The organism is Nonlabens arenilitoris (assembly GCF_002954765.1).
GTDB classification, from domain to species: domain Bacteria; phylum Bacteroidota; class Bacteroidia; order Flavobacteriales; family Flavobacteriaceae; genus Nonlabens; species Nonlabens arenilitoris.
This window is the reverse complement of record NZ_MTPW01000001.1, coordinates 1879060-1900288: the sequence shown is the minus strand read 5'-3', so window position 1 is coordinate 1900288 and position 21229 is coordinate 1879060. Positions and strand designations below refer to the sequence as shown.

General features: G+C 35.6%; 20 protein-coding genes and 4 tRNA genes. 4 read left to right on the top strand and 20 right to left on the bottom strand.

The features are described 5' to 3' along the window. Positions 1-4 precede the first annotated feature (4 nt). From tuf to BST92_RS08345, 14 genes are all read right to left on the bottom strand, one after another. Positions 5-1192, bottom strand: coding sequence for an elongation factor Tu (gene tuf / locus BST92_RS08410; protein WP_105071049.1), 1188 nt, complete (start codon positions 1190-1192; stop codon positions 5-7). A gap of 105 nt (positions 1193-1297) precedes the next feature. After that, positions 1298-1369: transfer RNA gene (locus BST92_RS08405), tRNA-Thr, on the bottom strand. Between the two features lie 73 nt (positions 1370-1442). Further along, positions 1443-1515 (bottom strand) — tRNA-Gly (locus BST92_RS08400). A 69-nt stretch (positions 1516-1584) separates the two neighbouring features. Further along, positions 1585-1665 (bottom strand) — tRNA-Tyr (locus BST92_RS08395). A gap of 31 nt (positions 1666-1696) precedes the next feature. Further along, positions 1697-1770 (bottom strand) — tRNA-Thr (locus BST92_RS08390). 97 nt (positions 1771-1867) lie between these two features. Further along, positions 1868-2167: a ribosome hibernation-promoting factor, HPF/YfiA family gene (gene hpf / locus BST92_RS08385; protein ID WP_105071048.1), complete on the bottom strand. Its 300-nt coding sequence runs from the start codon at positions 2165-2167 to the stop codon at positions 1868-1870. 15 nt (positions 2168-2182) lie between these two features. After that, positions 2183-3109 (bottom strand): tyrosine-type recombinase/integrase, encoded by a 927-nt coding sequence (locus BST92_RS08380; protein WP_342747850.1) that lies wholly within the window; start codon positions 3107-3109, stop codon positions 2183-2185. Between the two features lie 27 nt (positions 3110-3136). After that, the gene (gene rpsU, locus BST92_RS08375; RefSeq protein WP_040003208.1) at positions 3137-3331 is read right to left on the bottom strand and encodes a 30S ribosomal protein S21; all 195 of its coding nucleotides are present in this window, start codon (positions 3329-3331) and stop codon (positions 3137-3139) included. Positions 3332-3438: 107 nt separating this feature from the next. Next, positions 3439-4608 carry an acyl-CoA dehydrogenase family protein gene (locus BST92_RS08370; protein ID WP_105071046.1) on the bottom strand — a complete coding sequence of 390 codons (1170 nt, stop codon included), beginning with the start codon at positions 4606-4608 and terminating at the stop codon, positions 3439-3441. 22 nt (positions 4609-4630) lie between these two features. Then, the gene (locus tag BST92_RS08365; RefSeq protein WP_105071045.1) at positions 4631-5488 is read right to left on the bottom strand and encodes a helix-hairpin-helix domain-containing protein; all 858 of its coding nucleotides are present in this window, start codon (positions 5486-5488) and stop codon (positions 4631-4633) included. A gap of 10 nt (positions 5489-5498) precedes the next feature. Beyond that, entirely contained in the window at positions 5499-7187 is a 1689-nt protein-coding gene (locus BST92_RS08360) for an alanine/glycine:cation symporter family protein (RefSeq protein ID WP_211292466.1), read from the bottom strand. Between the two features lie 75 nt (positions 7188-7262). Beyond that, positions 7263-8273, bottom strand: coding sequence for a potassium channel family protein (locus tag BST92_RS08355; RefSeq protein WP_105071043.1), 1011 nt, complete (start codon positions 8271-8273; stop codon positions 7263-7265). Between the two features lie 14 nt (positions 8274-8287). Then, positions 8288-8515, bottom strand: a complete 228-nt coding sequence (locus BST92_RS08350; protein ID WP_105071042.1) for a PspC family transcriptional regulator — start codon at positions 8513-8515, stop codon at positions 8288-8290. A gap of 41 nt (positions 8516-8556) precedes the next feature. Continuing rightward, positions 8557-9828 carry a DUF2851 family protein gene (locus BST92_RS08345; protein WP_105071041.1) on the bottom strand — a complete coding sequence of 424 codons (1272 nt, stop codon included), beginning with the start codon at positions 9826-9828 and terminating at the stop codon, positions 8557-8559. A 111-nt stretch (positions 9829-9939) separates the two neighbouring features. On the opposite strand from BST92_RS08345, the gene BST92_RS08340 reads away from it, so the two are divergent. Continuing rightward, complete coding sequence (locus BST92_RS08340) at positions 9940-11967, top strand: T9SS type A sorting domain-containing protein (protein WP_105071040.1); 2028 nt, start codon at positions 9940-9942, stop codon at positions 11965-11967. A gap of 70 nt (positions 11968-12037) precedes the next feature. Here the strand turns inward: BST92_RS08340 and BST92_RS08335 are convergent, their stop codons facing one another. Further along, positions 12038-13054, bottom strand: coding sequence for a PLP-dependent cysteine synthase family protein (locus BST92_RS08335; RefSeq protein ID WP_105071039.1), 1017 nt, complete (start codon positions 13052-13054; stop codon positions 12038-12040). A 136-nt stretch (positions 13055-13190) separates the two neighbouring features. Continuing rightward, positions 13191-14438: an ABC transporter permease gene (locus BST92_RS08330; protein ID WP_105071038.1), complete on the bottom strand. Its 1248-nt coding sequence runs from the start codon at positions 14436-14438 to the stop codon at positions 13191-13193. Here BST92_RS08330 and BST92_RS08325 point away from each other — a divergent pair. Both BST92_RS08325 and BST92_RS08320 read left to right on the top strand, forming a co-directional pair. Continuing rightward, on the top strand, positions 14419-15741 hold the full coding sequence (locus tag BST92_RS08325; protein WP_245910889.1) for an exo-beta-N-acetylmuramidase NamZ family protein: 1323 nt from the start codon (positions 14419-14421) through the stop codon (positions 15739-15741). The genes BST92_RS08330 and BST92_RS08325 overlap by 20 nt on opposite strands. Before the next feature lie 10 nt (positions 15742-15751). Continuing rightward, a complete protein-coding gene (locus tag BST92_RS08320; protein WP_105071037.1) occupies positions 15752-16195 on the top strand; it encodes a DUF1569 domain-containing protein in 444 nt (147 codons plus the stop codon). 16 nt (positions 16196-16211) lie between these two features. Here BST92_RS08320 and BST92_RS08315 read toward each other — a convergent pair whose 3' ends face one another. From BST92_RS08315 to BST92_RS08305, 3 genes are all read right to left on the bottom strand, one after another. Then, entirely contained in the window at positions 16212-16937 is a 726-nt protein-coding gene (locus BST92_RS08315) for a hypothetical protein (RefSeq protein ID WP_146105128.1), read from the bottom strand. Between the two features lie 82 nt (positions 16938-17019). Continuing rightward, on the bottom strand, positions 17020-18027 hold the full coding sequence (gene obgE / locus BST92_RS08310; protein WP_105071035.1) for a GTPase ObgE: 1008 nt from the start codon (positions 18025-18027) through the stop codon (positions 17020-17022). Positions 18028-18152: 125 nt separating this feature from the next. Next, positions 18153-19256, bottom strand: coding sequence for an adenylate kinase (locus tag BST92_RS08305; protein WP_105071034.1), 1104 nt, complete (start codon positions 19254-19256; stop codon positions 18153-18155). A 145-nt stretch (positions 19257-19401) separates the two neighbouring features. On the opposite strand from BST92_RS08305, the gene BST92_RS08300 reads away from it, so the two are divergent. Continuing rightward, on the top strand, positions 19402-20547 hold the full coding sequence (locus tag BST92_RS08300; RefSeq protein WP_105071033.1) for a 5-(carboxyamino)imidazole ribonucleotide synthase: 1146 nt from the start codon (positions 19402-19404) through the stop codon (positions 20545-20547). Positions 20548-20587: 40 nt separating this feature from the next. Here BST92_RS08300 and BST92_RS15005 read toward each other — a convergent pair whose 3' ends face one another. Continuing rightward, positions 20588-20761 carry a hypothetical protein gene (locus tag BST92_RS15005; protein ID WP_170061725.1) on the bottom strand — a complete coding sequence of 58 codons (174 nt, stop codon included), beginning with the start codon at positions 20759-20761 and terminating at the stop codon, positions 20588-20590. Positions 20762-21229: the final 468 nt, after the last annotated feature.

Below are 21229 nucleotides of genomic sequence, written 5' to 3'. Positions count from 1 at the left end.
AAAATTAATCTAGAATTTCAGTAACTTGACCAGCTCCAACGGTTCTACCACCTTCACGGATAGCAAAACGTAAACCTAAGTTTAATGCAATAGGCTGAATTAAATCAACTGTAATAGTTAAGTTATCACCAGGCATAACCATCTCAACACCTGAAGGTAAAGCGATATTACCAGTTACGTCAGTTGTTCTAACATAGAACTGCGGACGATAATTATTATGGAATGGAGTATGACGTCCACCTTCTTCTTTCTTAAGAATATAAACTTCTGCCTTAAACTTAGCATGAGGAGTAACAGATCCAGGCTTAACGATAACCATACCACGTGAAATCTGAGTCTTCTCAATACCTCTTAAAAGGATACCAGCATTATCACCAGCTTCACCTCTATCAAGAATCTGACGGAACATCTCAATACCAGTAATAGTAGAAGTTAACTTCTCAGCACCCATACCAATGATCTCTACAGGATCTCCAGTATTAGCAACACCAGTCTCTATACGACCAGTTGCAACAGTACCACGACCTGTAATAGAAAACACATCTTCGATTGGCATCAAGAACGGCTTATCCATATCACGAACAGGCTCCTCAATCCAAGAATCAACAGCGTCCATCAACTCAAGAACTGTATCAACCCATTTTTGCTCACCGTTCAACGCACCTAACGCAGAACCCGAAACAACAGGACCATTGTCACCATCATACTCATAAAAAGATAACAAATCACGAACCTCCATATCAACTAACTCAAGAAGCTCTTCATCATCCACCATATCCACTTTATTAAGGAATACAACGATACGAGGTATACCTACTTGTCTACCTAAAAGAATGTGCTCACGCGTCTGTGGCATAGGACCATCAGTTGCAGCAACCACAAGAATTGCTCCATCCATTTGAGCAGCACCAGTAACCATGTTCTTCACATAATCGGCGTGACCAGGACAATCTACGTGTGCGTAGTGTCTGTTCTCTGTTTGATACTCAACGTGTGATGAGTTAATAGTAATACCACGCTCTTTTTCTTCAGGAGCGTTGTCAATTTGATCAAAACTTGTCGCATTAGAGAAACCAGCATCAGCAAGAACTTTCGTAATTGCAGCAGTAAGTGTAGTTTTACCGTGGTCAACGTGACCAATTGTTCCTACATTTAGGTGGGGTTTCGAACGATCGTACGTTTCTTTAGCCATAATTTATAATCTTAATTTATATTAGTGTTCATTTCAAATACTAATAAGGCAAAACCAAATCAGCATATACTAGTAATGGCCTCAACTAGAGACCTTTTTATTCAGAGCCAATGACGAGATTTGAACTCGTGACCTCTTCCTTACCAAGGAAACGCTCTACCCCTGAGCTACACCGGCGATTAAACCATTATAGATTTAAGGAACAGAGTTGACCTTAAAAAACATGCGTTAACGCACACTTAAAACTTAGAGCGAGAGACCGGGTTCGAACCGGCGACATTCAGCTTGGAAGGCTGACGCTCTACCAACTGAGCTACTCTCGCATTTATCAACAATTAAATTGCTGAATGGTATTCATAATTTCAACATATCTCAACACATAAGATACTGTGTGGGGAGAGCAGGATTCGAACCTGCGAAGGTTTCCCAACGGAGTTACAGTCCGTCCTCGTTGGCCGCTTGAGTATCTCCCCAATAAGTCAATAAAGACTTAGTATTTTAAAGAGCCGATGGAGGGACTCGAACCCACGACCTGCTGATTACAAATCAGCTGCTCTAGCCAGCTGAGCTACATCGGCTTTTAAGCTTTTTCACTTGCGTAAAAAAGTCCGCTATTTCTAACGGACTGCAAATGTAAGAGTATTTTTTAATTCACAAAATATTTTTTAAAAAAAATTAATGAGAATTCTGTTTTTCCTTCCTTTTTTTAAGTTGACGCTCTAAAGCATCTGCACATTCATCTATACATTGCTCAAAGGATTTACATGTCTTTGAGGCAATTAGGTCCTCACCAGGCACAAATAACCTTACTTCAATAATTTTATTTTCAGGCGATGAAGTTTTTTGAACTTTTAGATAAACATCTGCATTTATGATCTTACTGTAAAAATGTTCTAGTTTATCTAATCGTTCTTGAATAAATTCAATCAGTTTAACGTCTGCATTAAAATTCACAGACTGCACATTTACCTTCATAAGCTATTTATTTAATTAATCTTTAATTGAGCGCGGATGCGCATTTTTATATACCCCTTTTAACATTGCCATACTAGAATGAGTATAAACCTGAGTAGAAGCGAGACTAGCATGCCCTAATAATTCCTTTACCGCATTTAAATCTGCACCTTCATCTAATAGATGAGTAGCAAAAGAATGCCTTAAAATATGTGGACTCGTTTTTACCTTTTGAGATACCTTACTAAAATACGATTTAATAATCCTATACACAAGACCAGAATAAAGTTTATCTCCTTTTTTAGTCAATAATAATTCCTGACGATTCCCATCTACAACCTGATTTCTCAAACTTAAATAAGTGTCTAGTTTTGGCACAATTGACTCTAATAATGGAATTATACGCTCTTTATTGCGTTTACCCAAAACCCTAATAGTTTTATACGGTAGATTCACATCTGAAATTTTAAGATTTATCATCTCTTCCTTTCTCATTCCCGTTACATAAAACAACTCTATAAGAAGTAAATCCCTAACTACCTCAAAGTTTGAGGGGTCATAAGTACTATCTAAAATTTGCTGAACTTCATCTTTAGAAAACGGAATCTGTATAGTTTTTGAAACTTTAAGACTTTTATGCTTAGATAAGGGATGGAAATCTATACACCCAGTAGCAAGTAAAAACTTATAATAACTCTTAAATGCAGCCACCTTGCGATTAATCGTTCTTGCACTGAGTTCAGCGTCAAGCAATGCACTTAACCAAGTCCTTATCAAAGGGTAAGTCGCTTGATTTAAGCATAGATCATACTCTTCATGCAAAAAAGCAGCAAGTTGTTGCAAATCTCTTTTATAAGCTATAACGGTATGCTGAGAATATTTCTTCTCAAGGGATAAATAATCTAGAAAGGATTGTAAAGACATAAAAAAACCGCTAGACAGTAAAATTAAGTATTTTACCACTAGCGGTCTTTAATAATTTAAGAAATACTAGATATTCTCTGCATCTCTTAAGTGCTGTATGTAAGAAGCTTTTATCTTTTGAGCTCTTTTAGCAACAGATGGTTTAGTAAACTGTTGTCTTCTACGTAGTTCACGCATCTTTCCTGTACGATCAAATTTTCTTTTGAAACGCTTTAGGGCTCTATCGATATTTTCTCCGTCTTTAACTGGTATTATTAACATAGTGTCATCACCTCCTTTCTTTGGGATGGCAAAAATACATTTTTATTTATAATTACAATACTTTTTATCAATTACGCTTTCGCGAAAGCGTAATTTAACAAATCTATTTATTTTGCAGCAGGCTTATAATCCTTACCATCCATTACCATCTTTGCAATGATCTCACGCATGATCTCACTGGTCCCACCACCGATAGGCCCTAGACGACTATCACGCCACATTCTGGCAAGAGGATACTCCTCTATATAACCATAACCACCTAAGTATTGCAAACATTTATAAATCACCTCATCAGCTATTTTTGTTGAGACTAGTTTAGACATACTAGCTTCCTTAACTGGATATAAGCCTTGATCGAGTTGCTCAGAAATAGAATAATTGAAATTTTTTGCCATCTCTACTTCACTGTACATATCTGCCAAGCCGTGACGTAAGGCCTGAAACTTATCTATAGTAGTTCCAAAGGCAGTACGCTCCTTCATATATTGGGCTGTATATTCTAAGGCATACTCTGCTCTTGCGTGAGCATTTATACCCATAATAAGCCTTTCTAATGCAAAATGCTGCATGATGTAAGGAAACCCTTTTCCTTCTTCTCCCATTAAATTTTCTGCAGGAATCCGTACATTATCAAAACCTATTTCTCCTGTATCACTGGCTCTCCACCCCAATTTATTCAGTTTTGTAGCACTTATCCCTGGAGTGTCTCGGTCCATAACAAAAATAGAAATCCCACGACCTTTTGCATCTGGATCAGTCTTTGCAGCGATTACTAAATAATCACTATAAACACCATTAGTAATAAAGGTTTTTGAACCATTGATTACATAATGATCACCATCTTTAACCGCTGTGGTTCTCATTCCTGCAACATCACTACCACCAAAAGGCTCTGTAATACCTAGACATCCTATTTTCTCACCTGTTAAGGTTGGCACGAGATACTCTTGTTTAATACGTTCATCTCCTTCCTTGAGTAGATGTTGCGCTCCTAAAAATGCCTGAACCCACATAGCTGCAGCAAAACCACCAGAATTGATACGCTGCATTTCTTCAAGAAATATAACGGTGTAAAAGAAATCAAGATTTAAACCGCCATATTCTTCTGGGTAATACAAAGCAAAATATCCCATTTCACCCATTTTTTCAAAAATCTCGCGATCAATCTTACCTGTTTCTTCCCACCTATCGATGTGCGGAACAGCTTCTTTATTAAGAAAATCTCTAAAACTCTGTCTGAAGACATTATGTTCTTCAGTAAAATATTTTGAATACATATAAAATAGTTAAACTATTGATTTAGTCAAGTGTCAAATATAGCTGAATTAGCTCTAATTTTTCTTCTGGAAATCTAGAGGTTAACACAACTTTATCCCAACTTTTGAAGCCTTCTCTTAGAACACGTTGCTTTATAAGTTGATCTACTAGATAGTCGTTAAAATAGGGAACACTTAACAGCTCTTCTCTCGTTGCCGTATTAAGAGCTATTCTAGCGCCACTAGATTTATTAATATAGAAATGTTTTTTTAACTGAATCATGGTAGAATCTGAAATACCGTAAACACTTCTTACTTGTTTCATATCTATAAAGCCCTTTAGAAAATCCCGTTCTTTAATTATTCTTTGAGATAATGCTGGACCTATACCGTAAACAGCCTTGAGTTCTTCCTGAGTAGCTACATTAATATCTTTAACAACAACCTTTCGTTTTTTAAAGGATGTCTGATATGTGTTTTGCTTTTTGGGATTAGTGACCCATTCTGGAAATTTAAAATAAGGACTTATGCTATCTAGCCACTGATCTGAAACACCGGTGACATTTTGAAAATCTTTTTTGGAATTAATCCATTTGTTGCTTTCGCGAAAGCGATGTAACCTCCCTAACTCTTCTTCACTAAGCCCCAACACATAACCACGATAGTCTGTAATATAGTTAGGATTAAAAGGATAAATTTTGTTTTGTTTTGCAATTGCAAGAGATTTTAAAGAATCTACTTGCCTTTGATATACACTTGTATCTTCTACTATGAGAGATTGACGATCTCTATTCCCAGCAATGAAATAGATTATAAGTACTAGAAATAATAAAATAATTAATACAAAAATCCCTCTTTGCTGTTTACGATTAAACAAAAAGAGGGAATTAAAATTTTTCATTTATTAAAGATTAGTCGATAGCTTTTGCTTTTAATCTAATAGCACCCATATATCTATTAAGCTCTTTCTTTACCTTAGGTGCCAATAGAACAATACCGATCATATTAGGCACCATCATAGAAAATATCATCGCATCTGAGAAGCCTATTACATTTCCTAAACTTGCCGCTGACCCTACTACAACAAACACACAGAATAATATCTTATACGTATACTCTGTTCTCGTTGTTCTTCCAAAAAGGTAAGCCCATGCTTGATATCCGTAGTAAGACCAAGAAATCATTGTTGAAAAGGCAAATAAAACAACAGCCAATGTAAGAACATAAGGGAACCAGCTTATTACTGATTCGAAAGCACCTGAGGTTAATAAGATGGCATCTGCATCATTAAGCCCAGCATTTTCAGAACTTACATTACCAGTAATGATTAAAACCAAAGCAGTCATAGTACAAACAACTACTGTGTCAATAAATGGCTCTAATAAGGCTACTAATCCTTCACTTGCTGCATATTTAGTCTTTACTGCTGAGTGTGCAATAGACGCACTACCTACACCGGCCTCATTTGAGAATGCTGCTCTACGGAATCCTTGTATCAACACCCCAATAGCTCCACCTGCTATACCTTCTGGACTAAAGGCACCATCGATAATTTGAGTGAACGCATCACCTATCATATCAAAACGAGCAAAAATCACCCAAAGTGATGCACCTACATAAATCGCCACCATAAACGGAACAATTTTATCTGTCACCTTAGCAATAGACTTTATTCCTCCTATGATTACAATACCTACAAATACTGCCATAAACAAACCAAAAGCCCATTTATAACCATACAAAAACGATTCTGTACCACCTGTGATATTCTCAACCATTTGTGCTGCTTGATTTGCTTGAAACATATTTCCACCACCAAAAGATCCACCTATACACATAATTGCAAACAATACTGCGAGTACTTTTCCAAGACCTGCAAGACCCATGGATTTTAAACCTTTAGTCAAGTAATACATAGGTCCACCATATATAGTTCCATCAGGACCTACATCTCTATACTTTACACCTAGAGTACACTCTACAAATTTAGAAGCCATTCCTAAGAACCCAGCAACTATCATCCAGAAGGTTGCTCCTGCACCACCTACAGATACCGCTACCGCCACACCAGCGATGTTACCCAATCCAACAGTTGCAGATAATGCAGCCGTTAAAGCCTGGAAGTGAGAAACCTCACCATCAGAACTTTCATCACGTATTGTATCTTTAATATCACCATCAACAGTGATTTCATCAGATACCTCATCAATGTGAGCTTCTATATCATCTACGGTGTTAATATCCACGCCGTTTGCGATACCGTCTTCACCATAAAGCTCTTCAGCTCCATATTTTTCGATATCTTCATATTTACCTCGCACCACTTGAATAGCTCTCCAAACACCAGTAAAATTGATAAACTTAAAATAGAAAGTAAAGAATAAGGCTCCTAATATTAAAGGGAATAGCACCCAGTATATTTTGATTTCATCTGTAAATGGAATTTGATAAAACACTCCTTGTACATAATCACCTGTTGCCCAACCAAAGGCATCATCAATCTTTTCATCTAATCCTTTCTCCGCAGCCTCTTGCGCAAAAACTAATGCAGGCATAATAAAAGCCAGCATTGATAAACATACTTTATAAATACGTTTCATTCTTTTTTTGATTTAAATTTTGGTTAAGTCAGCAAGATGCACAAAAATCTTGCTTTTTAAAAGTTTTAAAGGCACTTATGTTACCTCATTGTTAATTCTATAGACCTTCTGCAGGTTTAAAATTTGCTGTGTATTTCCTACTACTATGATTTTTGAACCAGCTGTAAGCATCATTTTAGGATCTGGATTTACGGTGTAATTTCCGTCTGGTGATTTGTAACCTATGATTGTACAACCTGTTTTTTGCCTAAGGTTTAAGTCGATGATTGAACAATCTCCATTATCATCAAACATTTGCTCAAATGACACTTGTTCAAGGTTAACACCTTCATCACCACCATAACTTAAATTATCCCAAAACTCGATCAAATCAGGACTTACAATAAGTGATGCCATATGCTCGCCACCTATCTTATCAGGTAGTATTACATTATCTGCACCTGCTAGTTTTAGCTTTTTATAACTTGTTTCTTCACTCGCACGAGAAATAATTTTTAGTGACTTATTAAGTTGTCTAGCACTTAAAACGGTAAAAAGATTATCTGCATCGTCAGGTAATGCAGTTATAAGAGTAGAAGCTCTTTCTATTCCTGCTTTTATTAGGACCTCATCTTCGTTTGCATTTCCTCTTAAAAATAGGTTACTATCCAGTCCACAATCATCGATAACTTCTTGACTTTTTTCTATGATAATAAATTCTCTGTGATAATCAATAAGTTTCTCTACAGCCTGTCTACCGTTACGGCCATAACCGCACACTATAATATGATTTTCCATAGCATCAATATGTTTTTGCTTTCTTTTTGCTCTCATATCCTTTAAAGAGCTGCGTGATATTAAATATTCTGTAATGACTGATACAGCATAACCTACAATTACAACGCTAAAAAGTAAAAGTAATACTATAAATATTTTAGTCTGATCATTAGGCAACTCTACCTCCCGATAACCTACTGTGGAGATAGTAATGACTGTCATATAAATAGCATCTACCCAAGATAAACCTTGAACAAATTTAAATCCTAGTACACCTATCAAAAGGATAGTAATAAGCAAGGTAATGGCAACAGCTATTTTTGAACGCACGAGATTATTATATTTTAGAGATCAAATACAGAACTTCTTTTGACATAAAGCATGTCTTTAATTTTAAGCCAGAAGGCTATAATAAGATAGACCCCAAAACCCACTCCTAATGTTGCAAACGTGAAATAAATAAAGGTAATACGCACATTGCGAGCGCGCATTCCCATGCGGTCTGCGATACGTGATGATACATAGAAGCCATACTTCTCCATGTAATGTCTCAATCCTGTAACTATTCCCATGTTGTAAATTTAATCATAAGGGGCTAATAACACTACATCAACTAGACATATCTTATAAGTGAAACACCTATATCGCAACTTAGACACTTATTCGTATCACAATATTGAGGTTTTAATTGCAGTACTGCTTGCGATTCTAATCCGTTAGTAATTTTAGTCAACTTTTTAAATTCATCAACTACAGTATTAGACTCTGGTTTTAAATCATACATTAATTCTAGTAACTCTTCCGTTTTATCTCTTCCAGTAAACTGTGCGTGTGCAAATTTTATAGGGACTATGCAATTAATAATTACCAGATCAATAAAAGATGGCGTTAATGTTTTTTCCCTTGATTTAGTCTCTTTATCAAATACATGGTGCATATCCCAGTAAGATGCCGCTTTGACTTCAAATAATTTGTGAATTTCGGTTCTGGATTTTGTAAGTAAAACTTCACCAAATAAATGTGGCGTTCTATGATAAAGCATTGCGAGTTGAGAAATACGTATGGTAGGATAGTTTGCAGGTCTTAATCTAAAAAACTTCATAGGTATTAAAGCCGGCTGTAATTGAAATTTTGCTTTCGCGAAAGCGTATTCATCAACTAATAATTTATAATAACGATCCTCTTTAATATCATTAAGTAAGCCTGCCTGACCCAAAAGCGTCGCTTCTAATTGAAATGCGTCTTTTGCAAGTTTGCGTACCGTACTTGAATCTATACTTTGTGCTAATTGTTCAAAAGCATCGCCATTAATTTTAGTCCCAAAACTTCTACATAATACTTGAAAAAATAAAGCTTCCCAATCGTTATGAGTTTGTTTTAATATTCTATTTATATGAATACTGCGTTGCTCTAATCTTTCAAAAAATAATTTTTCAAACCACTGAACTTTCTTGAAATCATCTACTGTAGCAAAGTCATTTTCACAATTAATAAATTGATTGTTTTTAACAGCAAAAAGTTTTTGATAGCTTTTCACTAATGCTTTGGGCACATATTTACTGACTTCTAGCACAGGAATATTTACCTCATCTCGGCGAGAAATCTCTGCATCATGTATCCATACCACGTGCAATATGACATTATCGTAAGCAGGATCATCATCATGACCATGCAAGTACCAGTCACTAGCTTTTACATGCATTTCAATATTACCAGCCCATTCCTGACCATCGATTTCTAATCTACCGTTAAAGAAATCGGGACCTGAATGAAAATTGTGTGTTCCTAAAGATTTAATCACGACCGACTTACCTTCTGTGGTTTGCAATTGCTGGCCACTTAGTTTTTTAAACTTCCAGAGATAATGGATAAAATCTTCTTGCATGAATTAAGTATTTAATTGTAACCCGAAACAATACTTGTGAAAATATACACAAAAACACTTAGCAGTCAAATATTTACCTACTTTTATAGGAAAGAACCTCATAGCTAAATCATGAAAACACTCTTTACTTATCTATTTATCTTGTCATCAATTTTGGGGATTTCTCAAAATTCCGGAATCGAGAGCACTTTACCTGCGGCGGTAAATAACATCATTGAAATTTGCCCAGGAGACACTATAGATTTCACGGCCATCGATGGCTTAAACTATATGTTTGAATGGGATTTTGGAAATTTAGGTAATCAAAATATTAGAGTTGCAAATCAACAATTTAACAATTCAGGTGCGTTCTTTGTACAACTACGCACTACTGATCAAAATTCTAATCCAGTAGGCGCAACAGATTATGTAACCGTTGTGGTTTCTCCAGAGCCAGTTTTAGACTATACTGCAACAGATACGCCTGTTCTATGTTTAGGAGATTCAATGGATATAACTACTACTTCACAAATAGATACAGTACTAACTTGTGATGATGCAGCTTTTGTAGCTGGCACAACTTTTTTACCTGATGGCAATGGAGTTAGCTACCAAACTGTAATAATAATAGATTGTTTTCCTGACGGTGCGACTTTAGTTAATCCAGCAAATTTCTTGGGTGTATGTATGAATATCGAACATTCTTATTTAGGCGATTTGAGAATAGAGTTAGTTGCTCCTAATGGGACTGCGATAGATCTTATTCCCTATCCTAACTCAGGTGGCGGAACTTTTCTAGGTGAACCAGTAGACGATGTGACAACGACTCCTGGCATAGGATATGATTACTGTTTCACAACTCAAGCTACAACAACTATGACAACTGCAGCGATTACAAATACAACGATTCCTGCTGGTGATTACGCATCTGAAACGCCTTTTAATAACCTTACTGGAGTACCACTAAATGGAGTATGGAGATTAAGAATAACCGATAATTTGTCAATAGACAATGGATACATATTCAGCTGGTTTATGAAATTCGGAGTTGGTTTAGAATCTAGTGTGAATTACACTAATCCAGCAATAATAAGTGAATCATGGTTTTCAAGTCCAGATATAACCTCTACAGGAACAAATCAAATTTCAATTACACCTACACAGACAGGATTAAATTGTTACGATTTTACTACAACAGATAATAACGGCTGTACTTATACTGAACAATATTGTATAGAAGTTCTTGATCCTCAAACAGATTTTGAAGCGGTTGATTTATACAGATATGATAGTGACGGAAATGGAACTGAAAATTTTAATCTAGATTTTAATACCTCAAGAATTATTGGTGGTTTAAACCCTATAACAACATCAGTTTTATACTACACGACTCTTGCAGATGCTCAATCGCAAACCAATCCTATTGGAAGTACTAGTGCTTTTGCAAATATGACCAATCCACAAACTATTTATGCAAGAGTGGACAATACAAATATGTTATGCTCAAATATTATTGTAGATTTTGACTTATTACTTACTACTCAACCGCTCACAGATACAGATAATGATGGAATACCTGATTTGAGTGAAGATTTAAATGGAAACGGAAATCTTAATGATGATGATACTGATGGAGACGGAATACCTAACTATCAAGATGGTGACGATGATGGTGATGGTGTGCCTACCGCTATAGAGATAAGTGCTACTGGTTATAGAATAGAAAACGTTCCTTTTCTAGATACAGACGGAGATGGAATTGAAAACTATCTAGATGACGATGATGACGGAGATGGAGTTTTAACTATTAATGAAGACTACAATAACAATGGTGACCCAACAGATGATGATACAGATGGATCTGGAATCCCAGATTTTCTCGAAGTAAATGTTACTCTAAGCATTACAAATATTGAAAAAGATGGATTCAGTATCTACCCTAACCCTTTAAACGGAAATAACTTTTCCATTAACTTCTTAGATCAAAACGGCCCTAGATATATTGAGGTATTAAATTTAAATGGTCGTTTAATTTTAAGCAAAGAACTTGATACTTCCTCAAATTCAATTAACATAGAATTACCTGAGCTTTCAACAGGAATGTATTTAGTTAGATTGAATAGAAATAGCTCCTTAACTTATAAATTGATTAAAAGATAATAGTTAACCTCAATAAAAAAAGCCCCAAACTCTAATATAGATTTTGGGGCTTTTTGACTTAATTAAATTCTTATTTATCCTCTTCTGGATAAGAACCATCTTCATTAATATATCCTTTTTCAAGCATCCAATCATCGTTAAAAAACTTTCCTACATAACGACTACCATGATCATGAAATAACACTACTACAACATCATCTTTAGTAAACCCATATTCTTTATGAATCTGTCTTAAACCTTTAATTGCAGACCCAGCACTATTCCCTAGAAACATTCCTTCCTCTTTTGCTAATCTTCTTGTATAGATGGCAGCATCCTTATCAGTCACTTTAGTAAAGTGATCTATAATTTCAAAGTTCACATTTTTAGGTAAGATATCTTCTCCTATTCCTTCAGTAACGTATGAGTAAATTTCATTCTCGTCAAAGATTCCTGTCTCATGATATTTTTTAAATACAGAACCGTAAGTATCAATACCGTGAATTTTAATATTAGGGTTTTGTTCCTTTAAATATTTACCTACACCGCTTATAGTTCCTCCAGTACCTACACCTACCACAAAATGGGTGATTTTCCCATCGGTCTGTTTCCAGATTTCTGGACCAGTACTCTCATAATGTGCTTGTGCATTTGACGGGTTATCGTATTGATTTACATACCATGAATTAGGTATCTCTTCACTCAATCGCTTACTTGTAGAGTAATAAGAACGTGGATCATCTGGCTCTACATTAGTAGGGCATACATAAACCTCAGCACCTACAGCACGTAGGATATCCATTTTCTCTTTAGATTGTTTATCTGCAAGTACACATATTAACTTATAACCTTTGGTAATCGCTGCTAGAGCAAGTCCCATACCAGTGTTTCCACTAGTACCTTCTATAATAGTTCCTCCTGGTTTTAAACGTCCATCAGCCTCAGCATCTTCAACCATTTTTAATCCCATACGATCCTTTGTCGAGTTACCAGGATTAAAAGTTTCATACTTTGCAAGTACTAGACATGGTAGGTCTTCTACTAGCTTGTTCATCTTAACTAGAGGTGTATTCCCTATAGTACCTAATATATTTTCTGCGTATTCCATATTCTTAATTGAGATGCAAAAATAATGTTTTGCATAAGTTCTTATACCTCAATAGCCTTATTGATTTGTTAATTGATTTTAATGACGCTTTCGCGGAAGCGAAATAAAAAGAAAACTAAGCTCTTGAATAGCATTACTACTCAAACCTCATCGCTTTTACCGGTGATATTTTACTGATTATAAATGAAGGTATAATGAGTACTAATAAACACAAGACAAAAGTCCCTAAATTAAGTGCTATTATATGCCATAGCGAGATATAAACAGGAGCTTCAGTCACATAGTAGGTTGCAGGATCTAGAGTAAATGGACTAAAGAAATACTGAATTCCTATTAAGCTTAAACCTACCGCATTTCCTATAATGAGTCCTTGTAAAATCAAGCTCATCGCATTGTATAAGAATATTTTGCGCACTAACCAATTTCCTGCACCTAGCGCCTTTAAGATACCTATCATACGAGTACGATCTAAAATAAGAACCAATAATGCGGTAATCATATTAATAATACCTACTACTAGAATTATAGCAATAATTCCATAAATATTTGAATCTAGTAAAGCTAACCAAGAGAATATAGTGGGATATTGTTGCTTTATGGTCTGACTGTTTAATAAGGAATCTGTATTTTGAAATATTTTAATACCTAATTGATCAAGTTGATCAAAATCATCTATAAAGACTTCAAATTTCCCTATTTGATCAATTTCCCATTTATTAATTTTTTGAATATGTCTTATATCACCTATGATAAATTTAGTATCATACTCTTCCAGACCGCTATCATAAATTCCAGAAACTGTGAAGCCTCTTGAAATAGTAGGATTACCATTTGAAGAAGCATCTGGTTTCACAAAATAAGTTGGCGCTTTATCGCCTACCTTAAGTTGCAATCTGCGAGCGATGTCATCTGATATTAAAATATCCCTAGTAGTATTTTCCAATGTCATATCAGGCAAGACACCATCTATTAAAAAATCTTTAAAGTAAGACCAATCATAATCTGTACCAACTCCTTTGAGAATAATACCTTCAAAATCTTTTTCGGTTCTAATCATGCCTCCTAGCGTGGCAACCGCTTGCACATGGGTTACCTCTGGAACAGATTTAAATTCTGGATAGAAATCTTGATTTAAAGATATAGGTTTTACGGTGGTGATAGAGTTATTGCGGTCGTAAAGGGAAATACTCACATGTCCATTAAAGGCACTAACTTTTTCTTTAATCTTTTTTTGTAGTCCGACACCAGTGGCAATGGCTATTAACATAACTATTACACCTATGGCAATTGCGGCAATTGCTATTTTTATAATCGGTGCACTTACGCTATTTTTATAGGCGGCACTACTTTGCACTCTTTTTGCTATGAAATACTCTAAATTCACTTATTCTTTTATGATTTTCAAATATACCATATTAGCTATCGCTTTAACCATGATTTCTTGCGATGCAAAAATCAATCATAAAAATAAAACAACAGCCAAGTCTGAAAAAGTATCTGACTCACTAGTTGCTAGTCGTAAAGTAATACAATCTAAAAGTCCTTTAAAGAACCAACCTACTCCAGCAGCAGATAACATACAACAATGGATCGCCTTATTTAAGGGACGTAGTGTTGCCGTAGTTAGTAATCAAACTAGCGTAGTAAGATCTAGTGCCAAAAGCAATAAAACCAATTGGGATGAGCCAGAAGTCGTTACCTACACACATTTAGTAGATACCTTATTGAGTCGTGGTGTACTGGTAAAAAAAGTATTTGCACCTGAACATGGTTTCCGTGGAACGGCTGATGCTGGCGCCACTATAAAAGATGGTATCGATTCAAAAACAGGACTACCTATCATTTCTCTTTATGGCTCTAATAAAAAACCTACCGCAAAACAGCTTGAAGATGTAGACATCGTCATCTTTGATATACAAGATGTAGGCGCAAGATTCTACACATATATTTCCACACTACATTATGTTATGGAGGCTTGCTCTAGATTAGATAAGAAAGTTGTTGTTCTAGATAGACCTAATCCTAACGGACATTATGTTGACGGACCTATTTTAGAGCCAGAGCATAAAAGCTTTGTAGGCATGCATCCAGTTCCTGTAGTACACGGAATGACTATAGGTGAATATGCTCAAATGATTAATGGAGAAAGATGGCTAGAATATGGTCTGAAATGTGATCTAATGGTTTTAAAAATGAATGATTATAGAAGAACTGATAACTATTCTTTACCTATAAAACCTTCCCCTAATCTACCTAATGATCAAGCAATCAACCTTTATCCTAGTTTATGCTTTTTTGAAGGAACAGACATCAGTGTGGGACGTGGTACTGAAATGCAATTTCAAGTATTTGGTTCTCCTGTTCTTGCAACTTACCGGGATTTTTCTTTTACACCAACGCCTAATGAAGGAGCAAAAAGACCATTGCATAATGGAAAAAAATGTTTTGGTGTAGATTTGAGAAATCATTCAAGGCTTAATCAAATAGATTTGAACTTTTTAATTGACGCTTACGCGAAAGCGCCTACTAAGAAAAACTTTTTCAATTCATTTTTTACTAAACTAGCTGGAACAGAAGAATTACAAAAACAAATTGAAGCAGGAATGACTGCTGAAGAAATACGAGCAAGCTGGCAAGAAGGCCTTATGACCTATAACGCCATGCGCCAACCTTATCTACTATACTAACAAAACACTTATGAAATCCTTTTTTGAACCTGATGCTTATCAAGAATTACAGGAACGTTTAGAAAAAATCAATCCCGATTCTCAACCGGAATGGGGAAAGATGAACGCTGCTCAAATGGTAAACCACTGCCAGGCACCTGTAAAGATTGCGTTAGGTAAATCAGATATTAATATGAAATCTAACTGGCTGATTAAGGCACTATTTAAAAAGATGCTCTATAGTCCTAAACCTTATAGAAAGAACTCACCTACTCCACCACAATTTAGAAGCAATGGTGATTATGATTTCAATGAGGAGAAAGCCAGCTTACAAAAATGGATGCAGGAACTATGGGAAGATCGTAATAATGAAAATAGAGATCCGCATCCCGTATTTGGAAATTTCACTAAAGATCAATGGGGCATTATGCAATGGAAACATTTAAACCATCACTTTGAACAATTTGGAGTATAAAAATCTATAGATGCACTTATTCTCTAACCATGTATAAGTAAGTCTTTTCTTTTATATGTTGAACAATCATATATTCTTCAGACACTTGTACGATAGTATACATCCTATTTTCTTCAGCATCGGGTTTAATAAATATTAATTCTTGAGTATCCATATCTATTTGATAATGCTCAACCGTTTGCATTCCTGAAATACCTAGTGCTACCTCATCTTCAGTAATAAAATTAAAGGTAATCATTATCCCTATCATTTCATACATGCCAGCACCTTCAACGTCTTCTGCCGCTTTTACTTCTTGTACCTTCCACTTACCTAGTAAAGACTCCATTTTAAAAGGTTGTAATAGATACTCATCCTCAGTAAAATAACTGTACGTTTTTTGACTAGTATAATCACCTTGTATAAATATTAATCTAGCATTACCAGACTCCATTCTGGCCAAAGCATCACCCAACATTATAAATTTGTCGCCCTTATCTAGAAATAAAGTATCACCAGCTTTTGTATAATTAGACTGCTGTACTTCACCCATAAATTGCATCTCATAGGTTTCAGTATCTAGAATTTCTAGTTTCATTTCTTGAAACATATTAGTAACTAATCTAATTTTATCTTCATCTATAGCTTCCATTGCGCTGCGGTCTAACTCTTTAAAAGACCATAAACCTACATAGTCCATAGAATCCTGAGCGACAGAAATAAAGGATATGGTAAAAAACAAACAATAGATAATTGACCTCATAGTATTAAGTATATAGATAAAGTTGGAAAAATAGGTAATTTAAAAAAATAACCCTTTAAATTATTTAAAGGGTTATTGATTTTTACTCGTTAAGCATTTGCCACAATCGATCTTTCAATTCCTGCATATGGAATTGCGATAGTGAAGAAATAAACATATAAGGTGCACCATCAAAAGCACCTTCTTCATCCAGTCCTTCTTTCATTTGCTCCATTAGTTCTTCATCCAGCATATCTGCTTTTGAAATACACACAAATCTATTTTTATCAAGTAATTCTGGATTGTACTTTTTCAGTTCTTTTAAAAGAATGTCATACTCAGCGCTTATATCGTCAGAATCTGCAGGAATTAAAAACAATAAAGTTGAATTACGCTCTATATGCCTTAAGAATCTATGACCTAATCCCTTACCATCTGCCGCACCTTCAATAATACCTGGTATATCTGCTATAACAAATGATTTAAAATCACGATATTCTACAATTCCTAGATTAGGTTTTAAAGTGGTAAACTCGTAGTTAGCAATCTTAGGTTTTGCACTAGTAATTACAGAAAGTAATGTTGATTTACCGGCATTAGGAAATCCTACCAGACCTACATCTGCAAGGACTTTCATTTCAAAAATAGCATCTAAAGATGTACCTTCCATACCTTGTTGAGCATAACGAGGCGTTTGTCTCGTAGAGCTCTTAAAGTGCCAGTTACCACGACCACCTTTACCACCTTCACAGATTACAAATTCTGCTCCATCTTCAAGCATTTCATAAATCACGTTACCGGTTTCAGAATCTTTTACGACTGTACCTAATGGTAAGTCAATATACACATCATCTCCATCTTCACCAGTACGTCGTTGCTTTGCTCCATTTCCTCCTTGAGCAGATTTAAAATGACGCTTATATTTAAAATGATACAGAGTCCATAAATTCTTATTACCTCTTAAGATAATGTGACCACCACGACCACCATCTCCACCATCTGGACCACCCTTATCAATGTACTTTTCCCTGTGCAGGTGCGTGCTTCCTTTCCCGCCGCGACCCGACTCGAGATGTACTTTAGTATAGTCTACAAAATTTCCTTCGGTCATTGTCTTAATATAAGTTGTCTATTAAAAGCTCACTAATTAGTTCACATTTAATAATTATTTATTCTTTTTACTCAAATGAAACAGTTTACACGTTCACAAGAATAATTTCTTTAAAGTTGATTTACTTAAAGTTTATCAAACTCTACACTCAATCGAGCAGTAATTTCATCTAGTGCTCCTACTCCATCAACGCCATGGTATTTATTTTGTGCCATATAATAATCTTTAAGTGGCGCTGTTTGCTTGTAGTAGACCGCGATGCGATCTCTTATGACTCCTTCATTTGCATCATCTGGTCTACCGCTTGCTTTACCTCTTTCTAATAATCTGTTAACTAGAACTTCATCATCCACCTCTAGAGCAACCATACCAGCTATCTCAGACCCTTTAGAAGATAATAATTCGTCTAGTGCTTTGGCCTGTGCATTAGTTCTAGGAAAACCATCAAAGATAAATCCAGCAGCATCAGGTGTTTTCTCTACCTCAGCATTAAGCATTTTTATAGTAACCTCGTCTGGAACTAGATTCCCTTTATCCATAAAGGATTTTGCTAGTGTTCCTAATTCTGTACCATTTTTTATATTATAACGGAACACGTCTCCTGTGGAGATATGAACTAGTCCGTATTTTTCTTTTAAACGTTCTGCTTGGGTTCCTTTTCCGGCTCCTGGAGGACCGAATAAAACAATGTTTTTCATGCGTTGTGTTTGTACGTAAAGTTCAGGCAAATTGCGCCCTAAATTATCATAATCCATGCCGTATCCCACGACAAATTTGTTTTCAATATTTAAACCTACAAAATCGATTTTTAATTCTCGATTATAAACTTCTGGCTTTAAAAATAGTGTCGCTACATGTAACGCAGTAGGATTGTGTTTTAGCAGCTTTCGCGAAAGCATATCTACAGTTAATCCCGTATCCACAATATCTTCTACAATAACAACTGTCCTATCGGTAAGGTCTATATCAACATTTAATGTCTCTACTAACTCACCAGTGGAAGATGTCCCTTCATAACTAGATGCTCTAAGGAAGGCAATCTCACAATCATGATTGAACTTGCGTGTCAAGTCTGCCATGACCATGTAGCTACCGTTAAGAATCCCTAAAAAAATAGGCTTCTTATTAGCCAGATCTCTGTTAAGCTGATACGCTAGGTTATTAACGGCATCGTTGATTTGAGTTGCCGTTAAAAAAGGTTTGAAATAGAGGTCGTGAATCTTAATCACTTCTTAAATATTTTATGCAAAGATAGTATTTAGTAGGCAGTTGACAGCCGCTGTTGATAGCGCTTATTCATGTGATTTCATATTGTTGTTCAAATTCATCTTCAAGTTCAAGTTCAAGTTCAATTTATCCTCTTATTTTTGCCTTATGAGCACACCACTTTTTTCTTCACCGTTTACGCTTGGGATTCTGGGCGGCGGACAACTAGGTAAAATGATGTTATACACCACGCGTAAATGGGATATCGCCACTTATGTTATGGATAAAGATGATACAGCACCTGCTTTTGAAGGTTGTACTGTCTTTTTTGAAGGAGATATTATGGACTATCAGGCCGTGATGGAGTTTGGCGAACAGGTCGATGTGTTAACTATTGAAATAGAAAACGTCAATGTACAAGCACTCCAGGATTTAGAGGATAAAGGTATCGCGGTTTCTCCTAGTGCTCGTGTATTGAACTTAATCAGAAATAAAGCGGTTCAAAAGCAGTTTTATCTTGATAACAACATTCCGACTGCTCCATTTCAAATTCACGCTACGCCAGAATTAAACCATGGTAAAAACTATCCGTTTATATGGAAAAGTGCCGAAGGCGGCTATGATGGTAAAGGTGTAAAAGTAATACGTCAAGAAAGCGACCTTGCCGACTTACCTCAAGTAGAATGCATCTATGAGGATATGATTGATTTTGAGCTAGAACTGGCTGTGATAGTCGCTCGAAATGCTAGTGGAGAAATGAAAACTTATCCTGTTGTAGAAATGGAATTTCATCCAGAAGCTAATCAGGTAGAATATGTGATTTGTCCAGCACGCATCGATGATACAGTTTCTCAAAAAGCTCGTGAAATCGCATTGCAAGTAAGTGCTGCTTACGATCACGTAGGATTGCTAGCAGTAGAAATGTTCTTAACTAAAAATGGCGACATACTCGTAAATGAAGTAGCGCCAAGACCACACAATTCTGGTCATTATTCTATAGAAGGGTCTGTCACCGACCAGTTTGAACAGCATATACGTTGTGTACTAGACTTACCGTTAGGAAACACAGATAGCACGGTTGCTGCTGTAATGGTGAATTTAGTAGGTGAAGAAGGTCATACAGGAAATGTTATTTATGATGGAATCGAAGAAATCCTAGCCATGCCAGGAGTTACTCCACATATCTATGGCAAAAAACAAACCCGACCTTTTAGGAAAATGGGTCATGTAACTGTGGTGGATAAAGATGTAGCTGTAGCGCGAGAAATTGCAGCTCAAGTTAAGGAAAGGATTCGGGTTGTTACTGAGGAATGATTTGGTGATTTGATAGTGTGCAAATTTGGCAATGTGGTAATTAATTATCCCGTTTCTTATCATTTCTCATCTTCCAATTCCCATATATCGCAAAGGCGATAATTACTATTATTACAAAATAAATTACATATTCTGTACCAGAAATAAAATCACTTGGTAATCGACTGGTAGTTTTATGTGGAGACGCTTGTGATGCAAGATTATGTATGTTCATAAAAGTACCCTAATAAAGAAGTTTACTATTCTCAAGTGTAAAATAATATTTTATCAGACTTAACAACTAAATAAGTATTTTCAGGAGTTTTGCTTTAACCAGAAATCTCGTTAAAATATTTATTTATCAATTCTTTCAGACTGAACATAATTCACAAAAATAAAGAACACAAAAAGCACCGGAATTATAAATACAAAGGTTAATCCTAGGTGTTTTAATCCAAAATAGGCTGTAATCAAAGTGATCTTTAGCCCAACAAGATTGAGAATTGAATTTTTATTTATTCTATAGTTATTTGTCACACATACTTAATAAACAACAAGTCTTCGACAAGCTCAGACTGACAGTTTTGATCATAACAGCTTAAACCGTTCTCGACTGTCGCTCGAACTGACATGGGATTAGCATTTACGTTGGTAGAAAGTAAAAACTAGATTCTACAATCAAAAATCGTTAATCTGAATTCGA